Origin of the sequence: Pseudomonas paeninsulae, from assembly GCF_035621475.1 — a bacterium.
Taxonomy (GTDB): domain Bacteria; phylum Pseudomonadota; class Gammaproteobacteria; order Pseudomonadales; family Pseudomonadaceae; genus Aquipseudomonas; species Aquipseudomonas paeninsulae.
The window spans coordinates 1,410,134-1,424,248 of record NZ_CP141799.1 but is presented as its reverse complement, the minus strand read 5'-3'; the positions used below and the strand labels follow the sequence as shown (position 1 = coordinate 1,424,248).

12 protein-coding genes are annotated in these 14,115 nt (G+C 64.6%); 7 read left to right on the top strand and 5 right to left on the bottom strand.

The window, feature by feature from the left end:
• Nucleotides 1–42 precede the first annotated feature (42 nt).
• Together VCJ09_RS06470 and VCJ09_RS06465 are read left to right on the top strand one after the other, a co-directional pair.
• A complete protein-coding gene (locus VCJ09_RS06470; protein WP_324733627.1) occupies nt 43–1,248 on the top strand; it encodes an aminotransferase class V-fold PLP-dependent enzyme in 1,206 nt (401 codons plus the stop codon).
• Entirely contained in the window at nt 1,245–1,661 is a 417-nt protein-coding gene (locus VCJ09_RS06465) for a SufE family protein (RefSeq protein WP_324733626.1), read from the top strand. Before VCJ09_RS06470 ends, VCJ09_RS06465 begins: the two co-directional genes overlap by 4 nt.
• Before the next feature lie 15 nt (nt 1,662–1,676).
• Here VCJ09_RS06465 and VCJ09_RS06460 read toward each other — a convergent pair whose 3' ends face one another.
• Together VCJ09_RS06460 and tcdA are read right to left on the bottom strand one after the other, a co-directional pair.
• The gene (locus tag VCJ09_RS06460; RefSeq protein WP_324734612.1) at nt 1,677–2,513 is read right to left on the bottom strand and encodes a substrate-binding periplasmic protein; all 837 of its coding nucleotides are present in this window, start codon (nt 2,511–2,513) and stop codon (nt 1,677–1,679) included.
• Between the two features lie 96 nt (nt 2,514–2,609).
• A complete protein-coding gene (gene tcdA, locus VCJ09_RS06455; RefSeq protein WP_324733625.1) occupies nt 2,610–3,416 on the bottom strand; it encodes a tRNA cyclic N6-threonylcarbamoyladenosine(37) synthase TcdA in 807 nt (268 codons plus the stop codon).
• Nucleotides 3,417–3,587: 171 nt separating this feature from the next.
• Between tcdA and VCJ09_RS06450 the strand changes: the two genes are divergently transcribed.
• From VCJ09_RS06450 to VCJ09_RS06435, 4 genes are all read left to right on the top strand, one after another.
• The gene (locus VCJ09_RS06450; RefSeq protein WP_324733624.1) at nt 3,588–4,739 is read left to right on the top strand and encodes an iron-containing alcohol dehydrogenase; all 1,152 of its coding nucleotides are present in this window, start codon (nt 3,588–3,590) and stop codon (nt 4,737–4,739) included.
• Between the two features lie 75 nt (nt 4,740–4,814).
• Complete coding sequence (dapE, locus tag VCJ09_RS06445) at nt 4,815–5,969, top strand: succinyl-diaminopimelate desuccinylase (protein WP_324733623.1); 1,155 nt, start codon at nt 4,815–4,817, stop codon at nt 5,967–5,969.
• Between the two features lie 155 nt (nt 5,970–6,124).
• Nucleotides 6,125–6,934, top strand: a complete 810-nt coding sequence (locus tag VCJ09_RS06440) for a putative RNA methyltransferase (RefSeq protein WP_324733622.1) — start codon at nt 6,125–6,127, stop codon at nt 6,932–6,934.
• Between the two features lie 229 nt (nt 6,935–7,163).
• Entirely contained in the window at nt 7,164–7,535 is a 372-nt protein-coding gene (locus tag VCJ09_RS06435; RefSeq protein WP_324733621.1) for a hypothetical protein, read from the top strand.
• A gap of 117 nt (nt 7,536–7,652) precedes the next feature.
• Here VCJ09_RS06435 and VCJ09_RS06430 read toward each other — a convergent pair whose 3' ends face one another.
• Genes VCJ09_RS06430 through VCJ09_RS06420 form a run of 3 tightly spaced genes read right to left on the bottom strand, consistent with a single transcriptional unit; the run spans nt 7,653 to nt 11,151 of the window.
• Nucleotides 7,653–9,488 (bottom strand): GldG family protein, encoded by a 1,836-nt coding sequence (locus VCJ09_RS06430; protein ID WP_324733620.1) that lies wholly within the window; start codon nt 9,486–9,488, stop codon nt 7,653–7,655.
• 8 nt (nt 9,489–9,496) lie between these two features.
• Entirely contained in the window at nt 9,497–10,231 is a 735-nt protein-coding gene (locus VCJ09_RS06425) for an ABC transporter permease subunit (protein ID WP_324733619.1), read from the bottom strand.
• Nucleotides 10,228–11,151, bottom strand: coding sequence for an ABC transporter ATP-binding protein (locus VCJ09_RS06420; RefSeq protein ID WP_079201085.1), 924 nt, complete (start codon nt 11,149–11,151; stop codon nt 10,228–10,230). The genes VCJ09_RS06425 and VCJ09_RS06420 overlap by 4 nt, the downstream gene beginning before the upstream one ends.
• 420 nt (nt 11,152–11,571) lie before the next feature.
• Between VCJ09_RS06420 and plsB the strand changes: the two genes are divergently transcribed.
• The gene (gene plsB, locus VCJ09_RS06415; protein ID WP_324733618.1) at nt 11,572–14,055 is read left to right on the top strand and encodes a glycerol-3-phosphate 1-O-acyltransferase PlsB; all 2,484 of its coding nucleotides are present in this window, start codon (nt 11,572–11,574) and stop codon (nt 14,053–14,055) included.
• Nucleotides 14,056–14,115 lie beyond the last annotated feature (60 nt).

The window sequence follows — 14,115 nt, the reverse complement described above, 5'->3', positions numbered from 1 at the left end:
ATCGCTGCGCTCAACCCATCCTACGGTCTCAATTGCCTGCCCATGTCTATCCATTCCCCATGGCGTGCCGACTTCCCCGGCATCCTGGCCCTCGACGGCGAAGGCCAGACCTACCTGGACAGCGCCGCCACCGCGCAAAAGCCCCAGGCCATGCTCGATGCCCTGCTCGGCTATTACGCAGGCGGTGCGGCCAATGTGCATCGGGCCCAGCACTTGCCGGGCGAGCGGGCTACCCGCGCCTTCGAAACCAGCCGTGACAAGGTCGCGCGCTGGCTCAATGCGCCAGACTCGGCGCAGATCCTGTTTACCCGCAGCGCCACCGAAGCCTTCAACCTGCTGGCCTATGGCCTGGAGCATGAGTTGCAGGCCGGTGACGAGATTGTCATCAGCGCCCTGGAACACCACGCCAACCTGCTGCCCTGGCAGCAGTTGGCCCTGCGCCGCCACCTCAAGCTGATCGTTCTGCCGCTGGACGCCGCCGGCCTGATCGACCTCGAGCAGGCGGCCAGCTTGATCGGCCCGCGCACCCGGGTGTTGGCGCTCAGTCAGTTGTCCAATGTGCTCGGCTGCTGGCAGCCGCTGGCAGAGTTGCTCGCCTTGGGCCAAGCCCAGGGCGCGCTGACCGTAGTCGATGGTGCCCAAGGCGTGGTGCATGGCCGACATGACGTCGAGTCCCTGGGTTGCGACTTCTATGTCTGCTCCAGCCACAAGCTCTACGGGCCGGATGGCGTCGGCCTGCTCTATGGCCGCAAACCGGCACTGCAGCGTCTCCGGCACTGGCAGTTCGGCGGGGAAATGGTGCGGGTGGCCGATTACCAATGCGCCGAGTTTCGCGCTGCGCCGCTGGGCTTCGAAGCCGGCACGCCGCCGATCGCCGGGGTGATCGCCCTGGGCGCCAGCCTGGACTATCTGGCCTCACTGGACGCCGTTGCCGTGGCCGCCCATGAAGCCGCGCTGCATGGCCAACTGCTCAGCGGCCTGACTGCGCGCGACGGCATCCGCCTGCTGGGGGCGCCCAAGGTGGCGCTGGCCAGTTTCGTGGTCGAGGGCGTGCACAATGCCGACCTCGCCCACCTGCTCACCGAACAGGGCATCGCCGTGCGCGCCGGTCATCACTGCGCCATGCCGCTGCTGAACAGCTTCGGCCTGGCCGGAGCGATCCGCGTATCCCTGGGTCTGTACAACGACAGCGCGGATCTGCAGCGCTTCTTCGCCGCGCTGGATCAATCCCTGGAGCTGCTGCGATGAGCCTGCCCGCCAGCGCCGAGCAAGCGCTCGCCGCCTTCGGCCAATGCCCCGGCTGGGAACAGCGCGCGCGTTTGCTGATGCAGTGGGGCGAGCGGCTGCCCGCGCTGAGTGACGTGGAGCGCTGCGAGGCCAATCGCGTGCATGGCTGCGAAAGTCAGGTCTGGCTGGTCGCCGCACAACGGGATCAGTGCTGGCAGTTTCGCGCCAGCAGCGATGCGCGCCTGCTGCGCGGGTTGCTGGCCCTGCTGCTGGCCCGGGTCAACGGCCTGACCGGCGCCGAATTGAGCGAAATAGACCTGGCCGACTGGTTCGCCCAACTCGGCTTGGCGCGCCAGCTCTCGCCCTCGCGCAGCAATGGCCTGAATGCCGTGCTGCAGCGCATGCGCGAGCTGACCAGACAGCCAGCGGCCTAGCCAACCACCCCGCAATCAAGGCGTCTTGGTTGGCAACCACTGATCCGCATTGCCGCTATACAGAGCCTGCTGCAGGCGTTCTAAATCGCCCCTTTGGACAAAATTCCGCAAGCTGCGATTGAAGGCTTCCCGCAGTTCGGCGCCGCGCGGGCCATTCTTGCGAAACAACAGATGCAGCGGTTCGCTACTCAGGCTAAGTGGGTGATGGGTAATCCCGGCACGCGCCTCGGCGGAGAACATCCGCCGCAGCATGGCATAGCCCACTGCGCGGTCCTGCGGGTGCAGGTCGATACGATCCAGCGCCAACAGACGAAAACTGGTGCCCTCCTTGCCGCTTTTCACCACCTGCAATTGCCCGGCCCGCTCGGCTGCATCGAACCGGCCGCCATAGACATAGCCCAAGGTGGTGCCAATGCGAAACGTCTGCAAATCCTCGATCCGCTGCCAGTCGAAGCCCAGCCCCTTGCGGTGGAACAGCACCATCTCGCCGTGAATCAGCGGGTCACTGCAGTCGCTGAAGCTACGCCGTGCCGCAGTGCAGGTGTAGGGCATGATTGCGTCGAGCGTGCCTTGCTGAAGCTTCAGCACATTGCGATCCCAGGGATAGAAGAGGAACTCCGCCCGATAGCCGGCCTCGGCAAATACCGCACGAATCAGGCGCGCCATGGCGCCCTTATCACTGCTGTTCTGGTCGACGTAGGGCGCCCAATCGCCCGTGCCTATTCGCACGGTTGGCTGCGCCATGCCGGCGGGGCTGAACGCAAGGGCGAACACAATCAGCAACTGGCCGCCCAGGGCACGCCACGCGGTACGCACATGGCGCAACCCAGCAGGGTGAAAGCCACGAATCATTACAGCCACCTCGGGATCCAGTAGGGCGCAAACAACCTTCGCGACCCGCGTCCGCTTGCCTGCCGCTTAGTCAAAGCGGCAGGGCCTGGGACGCCCTCATGATGCCTGACGTTCGGCCGGCCTGCGCGCGCCGGCCACCAGTTTTTCCACGGTCTTGGCCACGGCGACCATGCCGAAGCTCGCGGTGACCATCATCGCCGCACCAAAACCGCCGGCGCAGTCGAGCTTGACCCCTTCGCCGACAAAGCCCTTGTACTGGCACACGCTGCCGTCCGGCTTGGGGTAGCGCAACTGCTCGGTGGAAAACACGCAGGGCACGCTGTAGTTACGCCCCGGCGTACGCGAAAACTTGTAGTCGCGGCGCAGGGTCGAGCGCACCTTGGCGGCCAGCGGATCGTTCCAGGCCTTGTTCAGGTCGCCGACCTGAATCTGCGTCGGGTCGATCTGCCCGCCGGCGCCGCCGGTGGTCACCACCTGGATCTTGCGCCGCTTGCACCAGGAGATCAGCGCCGCCTTGGCGTTGACGCTGTCGATGCAATCGATCACCGCGTCGAGTTGCTCGGTGATGTATTCGGCCATGGTCTCGCGGGTGACGAAGTCCGCCACCGCGTGCACCACGCAGGCAGGGTTGATCGCCCGAATGCGCGCCGCCATCACCTCGACCTTGGCCTGACCGACCGTGCTGTCCAGCGCCTGGATCTGCCGGTTGGTATTGCTGACGCAGACATCGTCCAGGTCGAACAGCGAGATCTCGCCGACGCCCGAGCGCGCCAGCGCCTCGGCCGCCCAGGAACCGACGCCGCCGATGCCGACCACCGCGACATGCGCCGCAGCCAGACGCTCGGCGCCCTCGCGGCCATACAGGCGGGCAATTCCAGCAAAGCGTTGTTCGTCGATCGTCATTTCATCACCTCGATCCCCATACCCCGGGCAGGCGCGCATTATAGGAAGGTCGCCTGGCACACCCAAGTGCCGATTCGACTCAAGCCGGTGAATAACCACCTATATGGGTTTGCTCGAGTCGGCGGCGCGGTAGTCCGCCGACCACGAGAAGACCGCCTGCCGGAGCCTGCCATGCAGAATTTCAGTTTTCATAACCCGACCAAGATCCATTTCGGTGAAGGCCAGATCGCCAAGCTCGGCAAGGAAATCCCCGCCGGCAGCCGCGTGCTGGTCACCCATGGTGGCGGCAGCATCTTCCAGAACGGTGTATGGGCACTGGTCGAGGAAGCGCTGGCGGGCTTCACCATCAGCCGCTTCGCCGGCATCGAAGCCAATCCGCAGTTCGACACCCTGCTGCGCGCCGTGGAGCAGGCCAGGCGCGACGACTGCAACTTCATCCTAGCCATCGGCGGCGGCTCGGTGATCGACGGCAGCAAGTTCATCGCCGCGGCGCTGTGCCATGTCGGCGAGCCGCTCGAGTTGCTCACCGGCACCCGCGCCAAAGCCGCGGTGCCGCTGGGTTGCGTACTGACCCTGGCCGCCACCGGCTCGGAAAGTAACCCGCACGGGGTGGTCACCCATGTGGCGCGCCAAGAGAAGCTGCCGTTCTCCAGCCCGCTGCTGTTCCCGCGCTTCGCCATCCTCGACCCCTGCACCACGTTCAGTCTGCCGGTGCAGCAAATCGGTAACGGCGTGGTCGATGCCTTCGTCCACACCATCGAGCAGTACCTGACCTACCCGGCCGACGCACCGCTGCAGGACCGCTATGCCGAAGGCCTGCTGCAGACCCTGATCGAGGAAGGCCCAAAAGCCCTGGTCAACCCCGAGGACTACCAGGTCCGCGCCAACCTGATGTGGTGCGCCACCCAGGCGCTCAACGGCCTGATCGGCTGTGGCGTACCCCAGGACTGGGCGACCCACCTGATCGGCCACGAGCTGACCGCGCTTTACCACATCGACCATGCGCAGACCCTCGCCGTGGTCCTGCCGGCGCTGCTCGCCGAACGTCGCGAGGCCAAGCGCGCCAAGCTGCTGCAATACGCCGAACGGGTCTGGCAACTGCGCGAAGGCGCTGAAGACACGCGCATCGACGCGGCGATCGCCGCCACCGAGGCCTTCTTCAAGCGCATGGGCGTGCCGACCCGCCTGTCCGAACACGGCCTGGATGCCGACGCGATCCCCCAGGTGCTGGCGCAACTGCAACGCCACCAGCTGACTGCCCTCGGCGAACACCGCGATATCGACCTGGAGGTCAGCGAGCGCATTCTGTTGCGCGCGTTGTAACTGCAGGCACAGGCCCGGGCCGCTGTTTTGCTTTAATATGGCGGCCTTCCTGCTTGATGCCGCTCTGGAGCCGCAATGACTGCCCCCGCCCCGACCCTGACGCCCACCCTGGAACTCGCCTGCGACCTGATTCGCCGCCCGTCCGTCACCCCGGTCGACGAAGGCTGCCAGGAGCTGATGATGCGTCGCCTCAACGCCCTGGGCTTCCAGATCGAAGCCATGCGCATCGAGGAAGTGGATAATTTCTGGGCCAGCCATGGCCAGCAGGACGGTCCGGTGCTGTGCTTCGCCGGGCATACCGACGTGGTGCCGACCGGCCCGTTGCAGGCCTGGCAGCACCAACCGTTCGACGCCCTGATCGACGAGCAGGGCATGCTCTGCGGGCGTGGCGCGGCCGACATGAAGGGCAGCCTGGCGTCGATGATCATCGCCGTCGAGCGCTTCGTCACCGACCACCCGCAGCATAACGGCCGCATCGCCTTCCTGATCACCAGCGACGAGGAAGGCCCGGCCCAGCACGGCACCAAGGCAGTGGTCGAACGCCTGGCCGCGCGCGGCGAACGCCTGGACTGGTGCATCGTCGGCGAGCCGTCGAGCACCTCGCTGGTTGGCGATACAGTCAAGAACGGCCGCCGCGGCTCGCTCGGCGCCAAGCTGACGGTACGCGGTGTGCAGGGCCACGTGGCCTACCCGCACCTGGCGAAGAACCCGATCCACCTGGCCGCCCCGGCACTGGCCGAGTTGGCCAGCGAACACTGGGACGACGGCAACGCCTTCTTCCCGCCAACCAGCTTCCAGGTCTCCAACCTGAATTCCGGTACCGGCACCACCAACGTGATCCCAGGTGAGCTGCAGGCGATCTTCAACTTCCGCTTCTCCACCGAGTCCACGGTCGAAGGCTTGCAGCAGCGGGTCAACACGATCCTCGACAAACATGGCCTGGACTATCACGTGGAGTGGGCCTTGTCCGGCTTGCCGTTCCTCACCGAACCCGGCGCCCTGCTCGACGCCGTAGCCGCCAGCATCAAGCGCGTGACCGGCCGCGAAACCCAGCCCTCGACCAGCGGCGGCACCTCCGATGGACGCTTTATCGCCACCCTCGGCACCCAGGTGGTCGAACTCGGCCCGGTCAACGCCACCATCCACCAGATCAACGAGCGCGTGCTGGCCAGCGATCTGGAGGTGCTGACCGAGATTTACTATCAGACCCTCGTCAAGCTTCTCGCCTGAAAATCCATGACTATGTCTACTGCGCACCCCGATAGCTGCGTTGGGCGGTACTCGCTCCTCGCCTATCTAACTGATATGTCTGATATGTCTCGTCGCTGCGTTCCGTCCGCCTTGCTCTCGGGTTGCTCGCTACGACATTTCCACGGATTTTTCGCATGCTGACCTGCCCCCTCTGCCAAGGCGCCTTGAGCGCCGTCGACAACGGCGTGATCTGCCCGGCCGGGCATCGTTTCGACCGCGCGCGCCAGGGCTACCTGAACCTGCTGCCGGTGCAGCACAAGAACAGCCGCGACCCTGGCGACAACGCCGCCATGGTCGAGGCCCGCCGACGCTTTCTCGATGGCGGCCACTATGCGCCGCTGGCCAGGCGCCTGGCCGAACTGGCCGCGGGTTACGCCCCCGGGCGCTGGCTGGATATTGGCTGCGGTGAGGGTTACTACACCGCACAACTTGCCGATGCCCTGCCCGATGCCGACGGTTATGCCCTGGATATCTCCCGTGAAGCGATCAAACGTGGCTGCAAGCGTTCGCCGCAGCTGACCTGGCTGGTTGCCAGCATGGCCCGGGTGCCGCTGGCCGACGCCAGCTGCCAACTGCTCGCCAGCGTGTTCAGCCCGCTCGACTGGCAGGAAGCAAAACGCCTGCTCGCCCCCGGCGGCGGCCTGCTGCGCATGGGCCCGACCCGCGAACACCTGATGCAACTGCGGCACAAGCTGTATGACGAAGTCCGCGATTACGACGACCAGAAGCACCTCGAACTGATCCCTGCGGGCATGCGCCTGGCCCACAGCGAAACCCTGAGCTTCGAGCTGCAACTGAGCAGCAGCGAGGCTCGCGCCGACCTGCTGGCGATGACGCCCCATGGCTGGCGCGCCAGCGCCGAACGGCGCGCCGCAGTAATCGCCGAACCTTTAGAGGTGACGGTTGCCATACGCTACGATTGGATCGAGCGCACAGGCCGTTGAAAAACTACTGCGCTTGACTATGCCGCGTTGGGATCAGGCTTTAAATGCTCATGTACGTACAGCTGTACACTCCGCTTTTGACTCACTACGTTCGCCCTGCGGGCCAGCCTTTGGCTGTTACTCCGCTTCGCTACGTTTCGCCTGATCCCGCCTGGCTACGCGCCCCGGCCTAGCCTTCGCTCGCTACGTTTTTCAAACGGCCTACCAAGCCCCGAAATAGAGAATGACCATGCGCCAACCGGATATCGAGATTTACCTGAAAGATGCCGATCACCACGCCATCGCCGTGTGGCTGAGCGAAGCGCTCGGCCCGTGCACGCCCTGGCAGCAGAAAGGCCAGACCTTCAAGTGCCTGGCCGGCGATGTGCCGGTGACCTGGCTACCGAAAGCCGTCGGCAAGTGGCATAGCCTCTACTTGGAAAGCGCCGCCACACCCTGGACGGACGACCTGACCTGCGCCCAGGCGGCTTTTGCCGCGCTCGACGTCGAAGTACGCTGCGCCCCGGGCAGCTGGCAGGAAGAGGAAAACGTCGAACAAGCCGACCGCTGGATGCGCATCAGCGCCGATGGCGTCGAGGAAATCACCTGGCGCACCGGCTGAGACACAAGCGCGGCGCCTAGCGCCTGCGGGCAAGGACACACGAAAAAGCCCGTCATCGACGGGCTTTTTCGTTGCTACAGAGACGGCTTGCGCCCTTCCATCAAGGTGCGTGGCCAATCAACCGTGCTTGCGCCGCCGCCACAGCCACAACGCCAGCACGCCGAACGTCAGCAACAGCGGCATCAGGGCGATATTGACGAACTTCAACGTGCGCCCCAGCGCCTCGATATCGGCGTTCAGCTGGTAACGCACCTCGCGCAGTTCCTTGCGGATCTTCAGCTTCTCCTGAAGGAACTGGCGCACCGTGGCCTGCTGTTCCGGGGTCAGCTCCGGCACCTTGCTCGGGTCGTCGCGCTGCTGCAAGACGGCGAGCTTCTGCTCGGTGTCCGCCAGCCGCGCCTGCAGGGCCTGCTCCTTCTCGCGAAAACGTACCTCGGCCTCACGCTGCAATGCCTCGACCACCTCGAACGGACGGGTGAAACGTCCGCGTGAACGCACGCTGATCAGCGCCTCGGAGCCGGCCAGGTTATCCAACGCATTAATCGCGAAACCCGCGTTGTCCGCCCACGGCTGCGGAATGCGCTGGCCGAAGAAGTCCTGCACCTGCACCCACATGCGGTCGGTGAGCATATCGGTATCGGCGACCACGATGACGTTGATGTTGTCCGCCTGCTTGAGCCCGTCCTTGCGCCCTTCGATGCCGTCCGGGTAGGCCGACTGCGCCGGGCCGTCAATCCGCGCGGCGATGGTGTAGCGTTCGCCGGTCGGCTGCAGTTCGCGAATCAGTTCTTCCGGGTTCTGCAGCATGGCGAAGCGCTTCGCGTCGAACGGCATGGCGTACTGCGAACTCTGCAGCAGCGGGATGAAACGGGTCTTGGCCCCCTCCAGCGGCTCGAGCATACCGGCGGCGGCCACGGTCAGGTTCTCCAGCGCGGCGGTGCTGATATCGTCCTGATCCAGGGCGCCCTTGGGCAGGCTCAGCCAGGCGGCATGCCGCACCGGCCGACGATCCTGACCCATGCTCACCGACATGGCGTAGGAGCCATCGCCGAGCACCTGATCCGGCACCATGCGCAGGCCCCAGGCCTTGAACAGCGGCTCGAGATCGGAGGACTTGCCGAGGACCCTCTCGCCGGGCATCTCAGCCTGGGTATCGGCCTCACTGAACGGATCGACGAAAGTCAGCAGCTTGCCGCCGCGCAGGACGAACTGGTCGATGGCGTAGAGGGTCTGTTGCGGCAACTGCTTGGGGTGCACCAGCAGCAGTACCGAGACATTCTCGGGGATCAGGTCGACGCCGGCCTTCAGGCTCTCGATCTGGAACAGCTGGCGAATTTCTTCCATGACCATCCACGGCGGCGTCGGCTGGCGTGACGCCATGTCGAAGCCGCCATTGATCTGCAGTCCGGACAAAACGCCGACCACCGGCCGCTCCGGTTTGGCCAGGCTCTGCAGCAGACGGCTGAGCTCGTATTCGAGGAACTCCTCCTGATCAAGGGCGAAGAAGGGGATCACCTGCACATCGCCCGCAGCGTTCTTGCCGGCCAGGCCGAAGTAGATCGAATCGCCGCCCTGCTGCAGAGGAATGGCCTGCAGGCCGAACTCGGCGGCCTTGTCCTCCTCCGCGGAGAAGGGCTCGGGGTCGATGATGTTCAGTTTGAGCTTGTCACCCGCCTCACGTTGGTAGGCCTGGAGCATTTCCTCGACGCGCTTGGCGTAGGTGCGCAGCGCCGGCAGGTCCTTGGTGGCCGTGTCGGAGTAGAAGAAGCTCAGCGCCACCGGCTCATCCAGCTCGGTAAGTATCTGCTTGGTACCGGAGGAGATGGTGTAGAGCTTCTGCTCGGTCAGATCCAGGCGTGCACCGGTCAGGCTCAGGCTGGAGAACAGGTTGAATGCGAGAAACGCCAGGGCGATAAGCACGAGCCCGGCGCCGGAAACCATCAGCTTTTTCATGGGCGCCCTCAATCGGCTTTCTTCAGGTCGATGACCACCGCCGTCGCGGCCAACCAGGCCGCGATCAGGGTGAGGAAATACAGCACGTCACGCAGGTCGATCACGCCCTTGCTGATGGCATCGAAACGGGTCAGGAAGCTCAGCGACGCCACCGCGTCGATCAGCCATTGCGGTGCCCAGCCACTGAAGCCGTCGAGCACCATGGGAAAGCCGCTGACGATAAACAGGAAGCACACGCTGACTGCCAGGATAAAGGCGATCACCTGGTTCTTCGCCAACGCCGACATGCACGAGCCGATGGCCAGATAAGCGCCGGCCAGCAACCAACTGCCGATGTAGCCGGTGGCAATGGCGCCGTTGTCCGGCTCGCCCAGGTAGTTGACGGTGATGATCATCGGGAAGGTCAGCAGCAGCGCCAGGCCGGCGAAGGCCCAGGCGGCGAGGAACTTGCCGGTGACCGCCTCGAAGCGGGTGATCGGCAAGGTCATCAGCAGCTCGATGGTGCCGGACTTGCGCTCCTCGGCCCACAGACGCATGGCGATGGCCGGCACTAGAAACAGGTACAACCAGGGATGGAAACCGAAGAACGGCGCCAGATTGGCCTGACCACTCGCGAAGAAACCGCCCAGGTAGAAGGTGAACACCCCGGACAGGACCAGGAAGATCACGATAAATACATAGGCCAGCGGCGTGCTGAAGTAGCTCGCCAGCTCGCGTTTGAACAGCACCGGTAACTGCCTCATACCACCTCTCCACGGGTCAGACGGCGGAACACTTCGTCCAGCCGGCCGCGCTCGACATTCAACTCCTTAACTCGCCAGCCGCGCTGAGCGATCAGCGCATTGACCTGCGCGAAGATCACTTCGCCCGGCTTGGCCAGCACGCTGAGGCTGTGCTCACGCTCGTTCTCTTCCACCGCGAGCACGCCCGGCAATGCCGCCAGCGCCACCCGATCCAGTGGCTCTTCGGCCACCAGGGTGACCGCTTGGTGATAGCGCGAGCGGCTTTCCAATTCCAGCGGCGTGCCATCGGCGAGCAGCTTGCCGTGGGCGATCACCACCGCACGGGTGCACACGGCTGAAACCTCTTCAAGAATATGGGTGGAGATGATCACGATCTTGTCGTAGGCCAGGCTCTGGATCAGCTTGCGTACCTGGTGCTTCTGGTTCGGATCAAGGCCATCGGTGGGCTCGTCGAGGATCAGTACCTTGGGGTCATGCAGGATCGCCTGGGCTAGGCCGACCCGGCGTTTGAAGCCCTTGGACAGGGTCTCGATGGACTGTTCGAGGACATTTTCCAGCTCGACCTGAGCCACTGCCTTGGCCACTCGCTGACGCTTCGCCGCACCCTTGAAGCCGCGCACCTCGGCGATGAAGTCGAGAAAACCGCGCACCGTCATGTCGCCATAACAGGGCGCGCCTTCGGGCAAGTAACCGATCTGGCGCTGGGCCTTGAGGGTATCTCTCTGGATATCGAAGCCGAGAATGCTCGCCGTACCGGACGTTGGCGCAAGAAAACCGGTGAGCATCTTCATGGTGGTGGACTTGCCGGCACCGTTCGGGCCGAGAAAGCCCAACACTTCCCCCCGCTCGACGCTGAAGGACAGGTCGTCCACCACCGTGTGCTGTGCGAAACGCTTGGTTAGATTGCTTATCTCGATCATGGTCCCTCACCCGTGCGCTAACAGATCCTGCTCGCGGCCCGTATAGAGCAGCGAAACGGCCTTTAAATGCCGGCGGGACTATAAGGAGTCGAGCACCGACAGTGCAAGCCAAGAACCCGCAAGGCATGCCCTTGACGCAAGATTGCTCCGCAGGATGGGTTAGCCGCCCAGGCGCTGGCTGCCAAGAGCGCATTTCAAGCGCGGCGTAACCCAGCATGGCGGCGGGCCTGCTGACACCGTGCTGGCTTACGCGGCGTCTTCAACCCAGGTTTGCTTCAGGCACGCGCCCCTCCGCCGACCTGCGCGCCCGGCCCAACGCTTCAACCAACCGGCCCATGACAAGCTTTTGCCGGCACGCCAGCGATCCGGCACACTAGCCGCCCCGAGCAATTGCTCGTTTGCACAGTCAGCAGACTCCGTATGACCCGCTCCCCGTTTCGCCGCCTCGTGTTCGGTACCCTGCGCCGCCTGCTGTACCTCTGGGTGCGTTCGGAAACCATCAACCAGTCGGCCTTCACCCTCAAGCTCGACCGCAGCAAGCCAGTGTTCTATGTGCTGCAACTGCCGTCCTTGAGCGATCTGGCGGTGGTCGATACGGAATGTCGCAAGGCCGGCCTGCCGCGCCCGATATTGCCGGTCGCGGTGGGCGATCTGCTGGAGCCGGCGGCGTTCTTCTACTTGACCCCGGAGCCGGACTGGCTCGGCCGCCAGGACAAGCGCGGCATTGCGCCGACCCTGCAACGCCTGATCAGCGCCCTTAGCCAGCATGCCGTGGACGATGCCCAGATCATCCCGGTCAGCGTGTTCTGGGGCCAGTCGCCGGATCGGGAAACCAGCGCCTGGAAGCTGCTGTTCGCCGACAGCTGGGCGGTCACCGGGCGTCTGCGCCGGTTGGTGAGCATCCTGATTCTGGGGCGCAAGACCCGCGTACAGTTCTCCACGCCGATTCACCTGCGCGAGCTGGTCGAGCAGGACAAGGGCCACGAGCGCACCCTGCGCATGGTTCAGCGCATCCTGCGCGTACACTTTCGCAACCAGAAGGCCGCGGTCATCGGCCCGGACGTGTCGCACCGGCGCAACCTGGTCAAGGGTCTGGTGCACGGCCCGCAGGTTCGCCAGGCGATCATCGAGGAAGCCGAGCGTGAAGGTATCAGCCTTGAAAAAGCCGAAAGCCAGGCCCTGCGTTACGGCAACGAAATCGCCTCGGACTACACCTACACGGTGATCCGCTTCCTCGAACTGCTGCTCAGCTGGTTCTGGAACAAGATCTACGACGGCATCAAGGTCAATCACATCGAAGGCGTACAGGAGGTCGCCCAGGGTCACGAGGTAATCTACGTACCCTGCCACCGCAGCCATATCGACTACCTGCTGCTGTCCTACCTGCTGTTTCGCAACGGCTTGACCCCGCCGCATATCGCCGCCGGGATCAACCTCAACATGCCGATCATCGGCGGCCTGCTACGCCGTGGCGGCGCCTTCTTTATGCGCCGCACCTTCAAGGGCAACCCGCTGTACACCGCGGTGTTCAACGAATACCTGCACAGCCTGTTCAGCAAGGGCTTCCCGGTCGAGTACTTCGTCGAAGGCGGCCGCTCGCGCACCGGCCGCATGCTCCAGCCGAAGACCGGCATGCTCGCCATCACGATGCGTAGCTTCCTGCGCAGCCACCGCCTGCCGGTGGTGTTCGTGCCGGTGTATGTCGGCTACGAACGGGTGCTGGAAGGCCGCACCTACCTGGGCGAGCTGCGCGGCGCGAGCAAGAAGAAGGAGTCGATCTTCGATATCTTCAAGGTCATAGGCGCGCTCAAGCAGCGCTTCGGCCAGGTCTGGGTGAATTTCGGCGAGCCAATCAAGCTGGCCGAGTTCCTCGACCAGCAACAACCGGACTGGCGCAGCCAGGACCTCGCACCGCATTACCGGCCAAGCTGGCTGAACGAGGCCACCAGCAAGCTCGGCCAACGCGTGGCGCAACACCTCAACGAAGCGGCGGCGATCAACCCGGTCAACCTGGTGGCCCTGGCGCTGCTGTCCACCAGCAAGCTGGCCCTCGACGAACCCGCCTTGGCGCGGGTGCTGGATCTCTACCTGGCGCTGCTACGCCGCGTACCCTACTCGCCGCACTGCACCCTGCCGGAGGGCGACGGCCAAGCGCTGATCGAGTACGTGCAGGCCATGGGCCTGTTGGCCGAACAGCGCGATGCGCTGGGCAAGATCCTCTATCTAGACGAGCACAACGCCGTCCTGATGACCTACTACCGCAACAATGTGCTGCACATTTTCGCCCTACCCGCGCTGCTGACCAGCTTCTTCCAGAGCAGCGCGCGGATCAGCCGCGAACAGATCCTGCGCTATACCCGCGCGCTCTACCCTTACCTGCAAGCCGAGTTGTTCATGCGCTGGAACCTGGACGAGTTGGACGCCGTGGTCGACCAATGGCTGGCCGCCTTCGTCGAGCAGGGCCTGCTCACCTTCGAGGCCGACGTCTATGTACGCCCGGTTCCCAGCTCGCGGCATTTCGTCCTGCTAACCCTGCTCTCGCGCACCATCGCCCAGACCCTGCAGCGTTTCTACATGGCCACCGCCCTGCTGCTCAATGCCGGCCAGCACGCGATCAGCGCCGAGGAACTGGAAGACCTGTGTACCGTGATGGCCCAGCGCCTGTCGATCCTGCATGGCCTCAACGCCCCGGAATTCTTCGACAAGAGCCTGTTCCGCCACTTCATTCAGACCCTGCTCGACCAGAGCGTGCTGCGCCAGGACCCGGCCGGCAAACTCAGCCACCACCCGTTGCTCAACGAACTCGCCGAAGGCGCCGCCAAGCGCGTGCTACCGGCAGAGATTCGCCTGTCGATCCGTCAGGTGGCCATGGACAGCAGCGAGGATGTGCCGGAGCCGGTTTAACCGGGTGCCGGGCCGCCCCTCCTACAGAGTCGTGCGGCACCGGCCGCGGGGGCCATCGCT

Coding starts and splice junctions, on each gene's coding strand:
- VCJ09_RS06460 (WP_324734612.1), bottom strand. CDS start 2,513: ATGATTCGTGGCTTTCACCCTGCTGGGTTGCGCCATGTGCGTACCGCG.
- VCJ09_RS06450 (WP_324733624.1), top strand. CDS start 3,588: ATGCAGAATTTCAGTTTTCATAACCCGACCAAGATCCATTTCGGTGAA.
- VCJ09_RS06430 (WP_324733620.1), bottom strand. CDS start 9,488: ATGAAAAAGCTGATGGTTTCCGGCGCCGGGCTCGTGCTTATCGCCCTG.
- VCJ09_RS06440 (WP_324733622.1), top strand. CDS start 6,125: ATGCTGACCTGCCCCCTCTGCCAAGGCGCCTTGAGCGCCGTCGACAAC.
- VCJ09_RS06465 (WP_324733626.1), top strand. CDS start 1,245: ATGAGCCTGCCCGCCAGCGCCGAGCAAGCGCTCGCCGCCTTCGGCCAA.
- tcdA (WP_324733625.1), bottom strand. CDS start 3,416: ATGACGATCGACGAACAACGCTTTGCTGGAATTGCCCGCCTGTATGGC.
- VCJ09_RS06470 (WP_324733627.1), top strand. CDS start 43: ATGTCTATCCATTCCCCATGGCGTGCCGACTTCCCCGGCATCCTGGCC.
- VCJ09_RS06425 (WP_324733619.1), bottom strand. CDS start 10,231: ATGAGGCAGTTACCGGTGCTGTTCAAACGCGAGCTGGCGAGCTACTTC.
- VCJ09_RS06435 (WP_324733621.1), top strand. CDS start 7,164: ATGCGCCAACCGGATATCGAGATTTACCTGAAAGATGCCGATCACCAC.
- plsB (WP_324733618.1), top strand. CDS start 11,572: ATGACCCGCTCCCCGTTTCGCCGCCTCGTGTTCGGTACCCTGCGCCGC.
- VCJ09_RS06420 (WP_079201085.1), bottom strand. CDS start 11,151: ATGATCGAGATAAGCAATCTAACCAAGCGTTTCGCACAGCACACGGTG.
- dapE (WP_324733623.1), top strand. CDS start 4,815: ATGACTGCCCCCGCCCCGACCCTGACGCCCACCCTGGAACTCGCCTGC.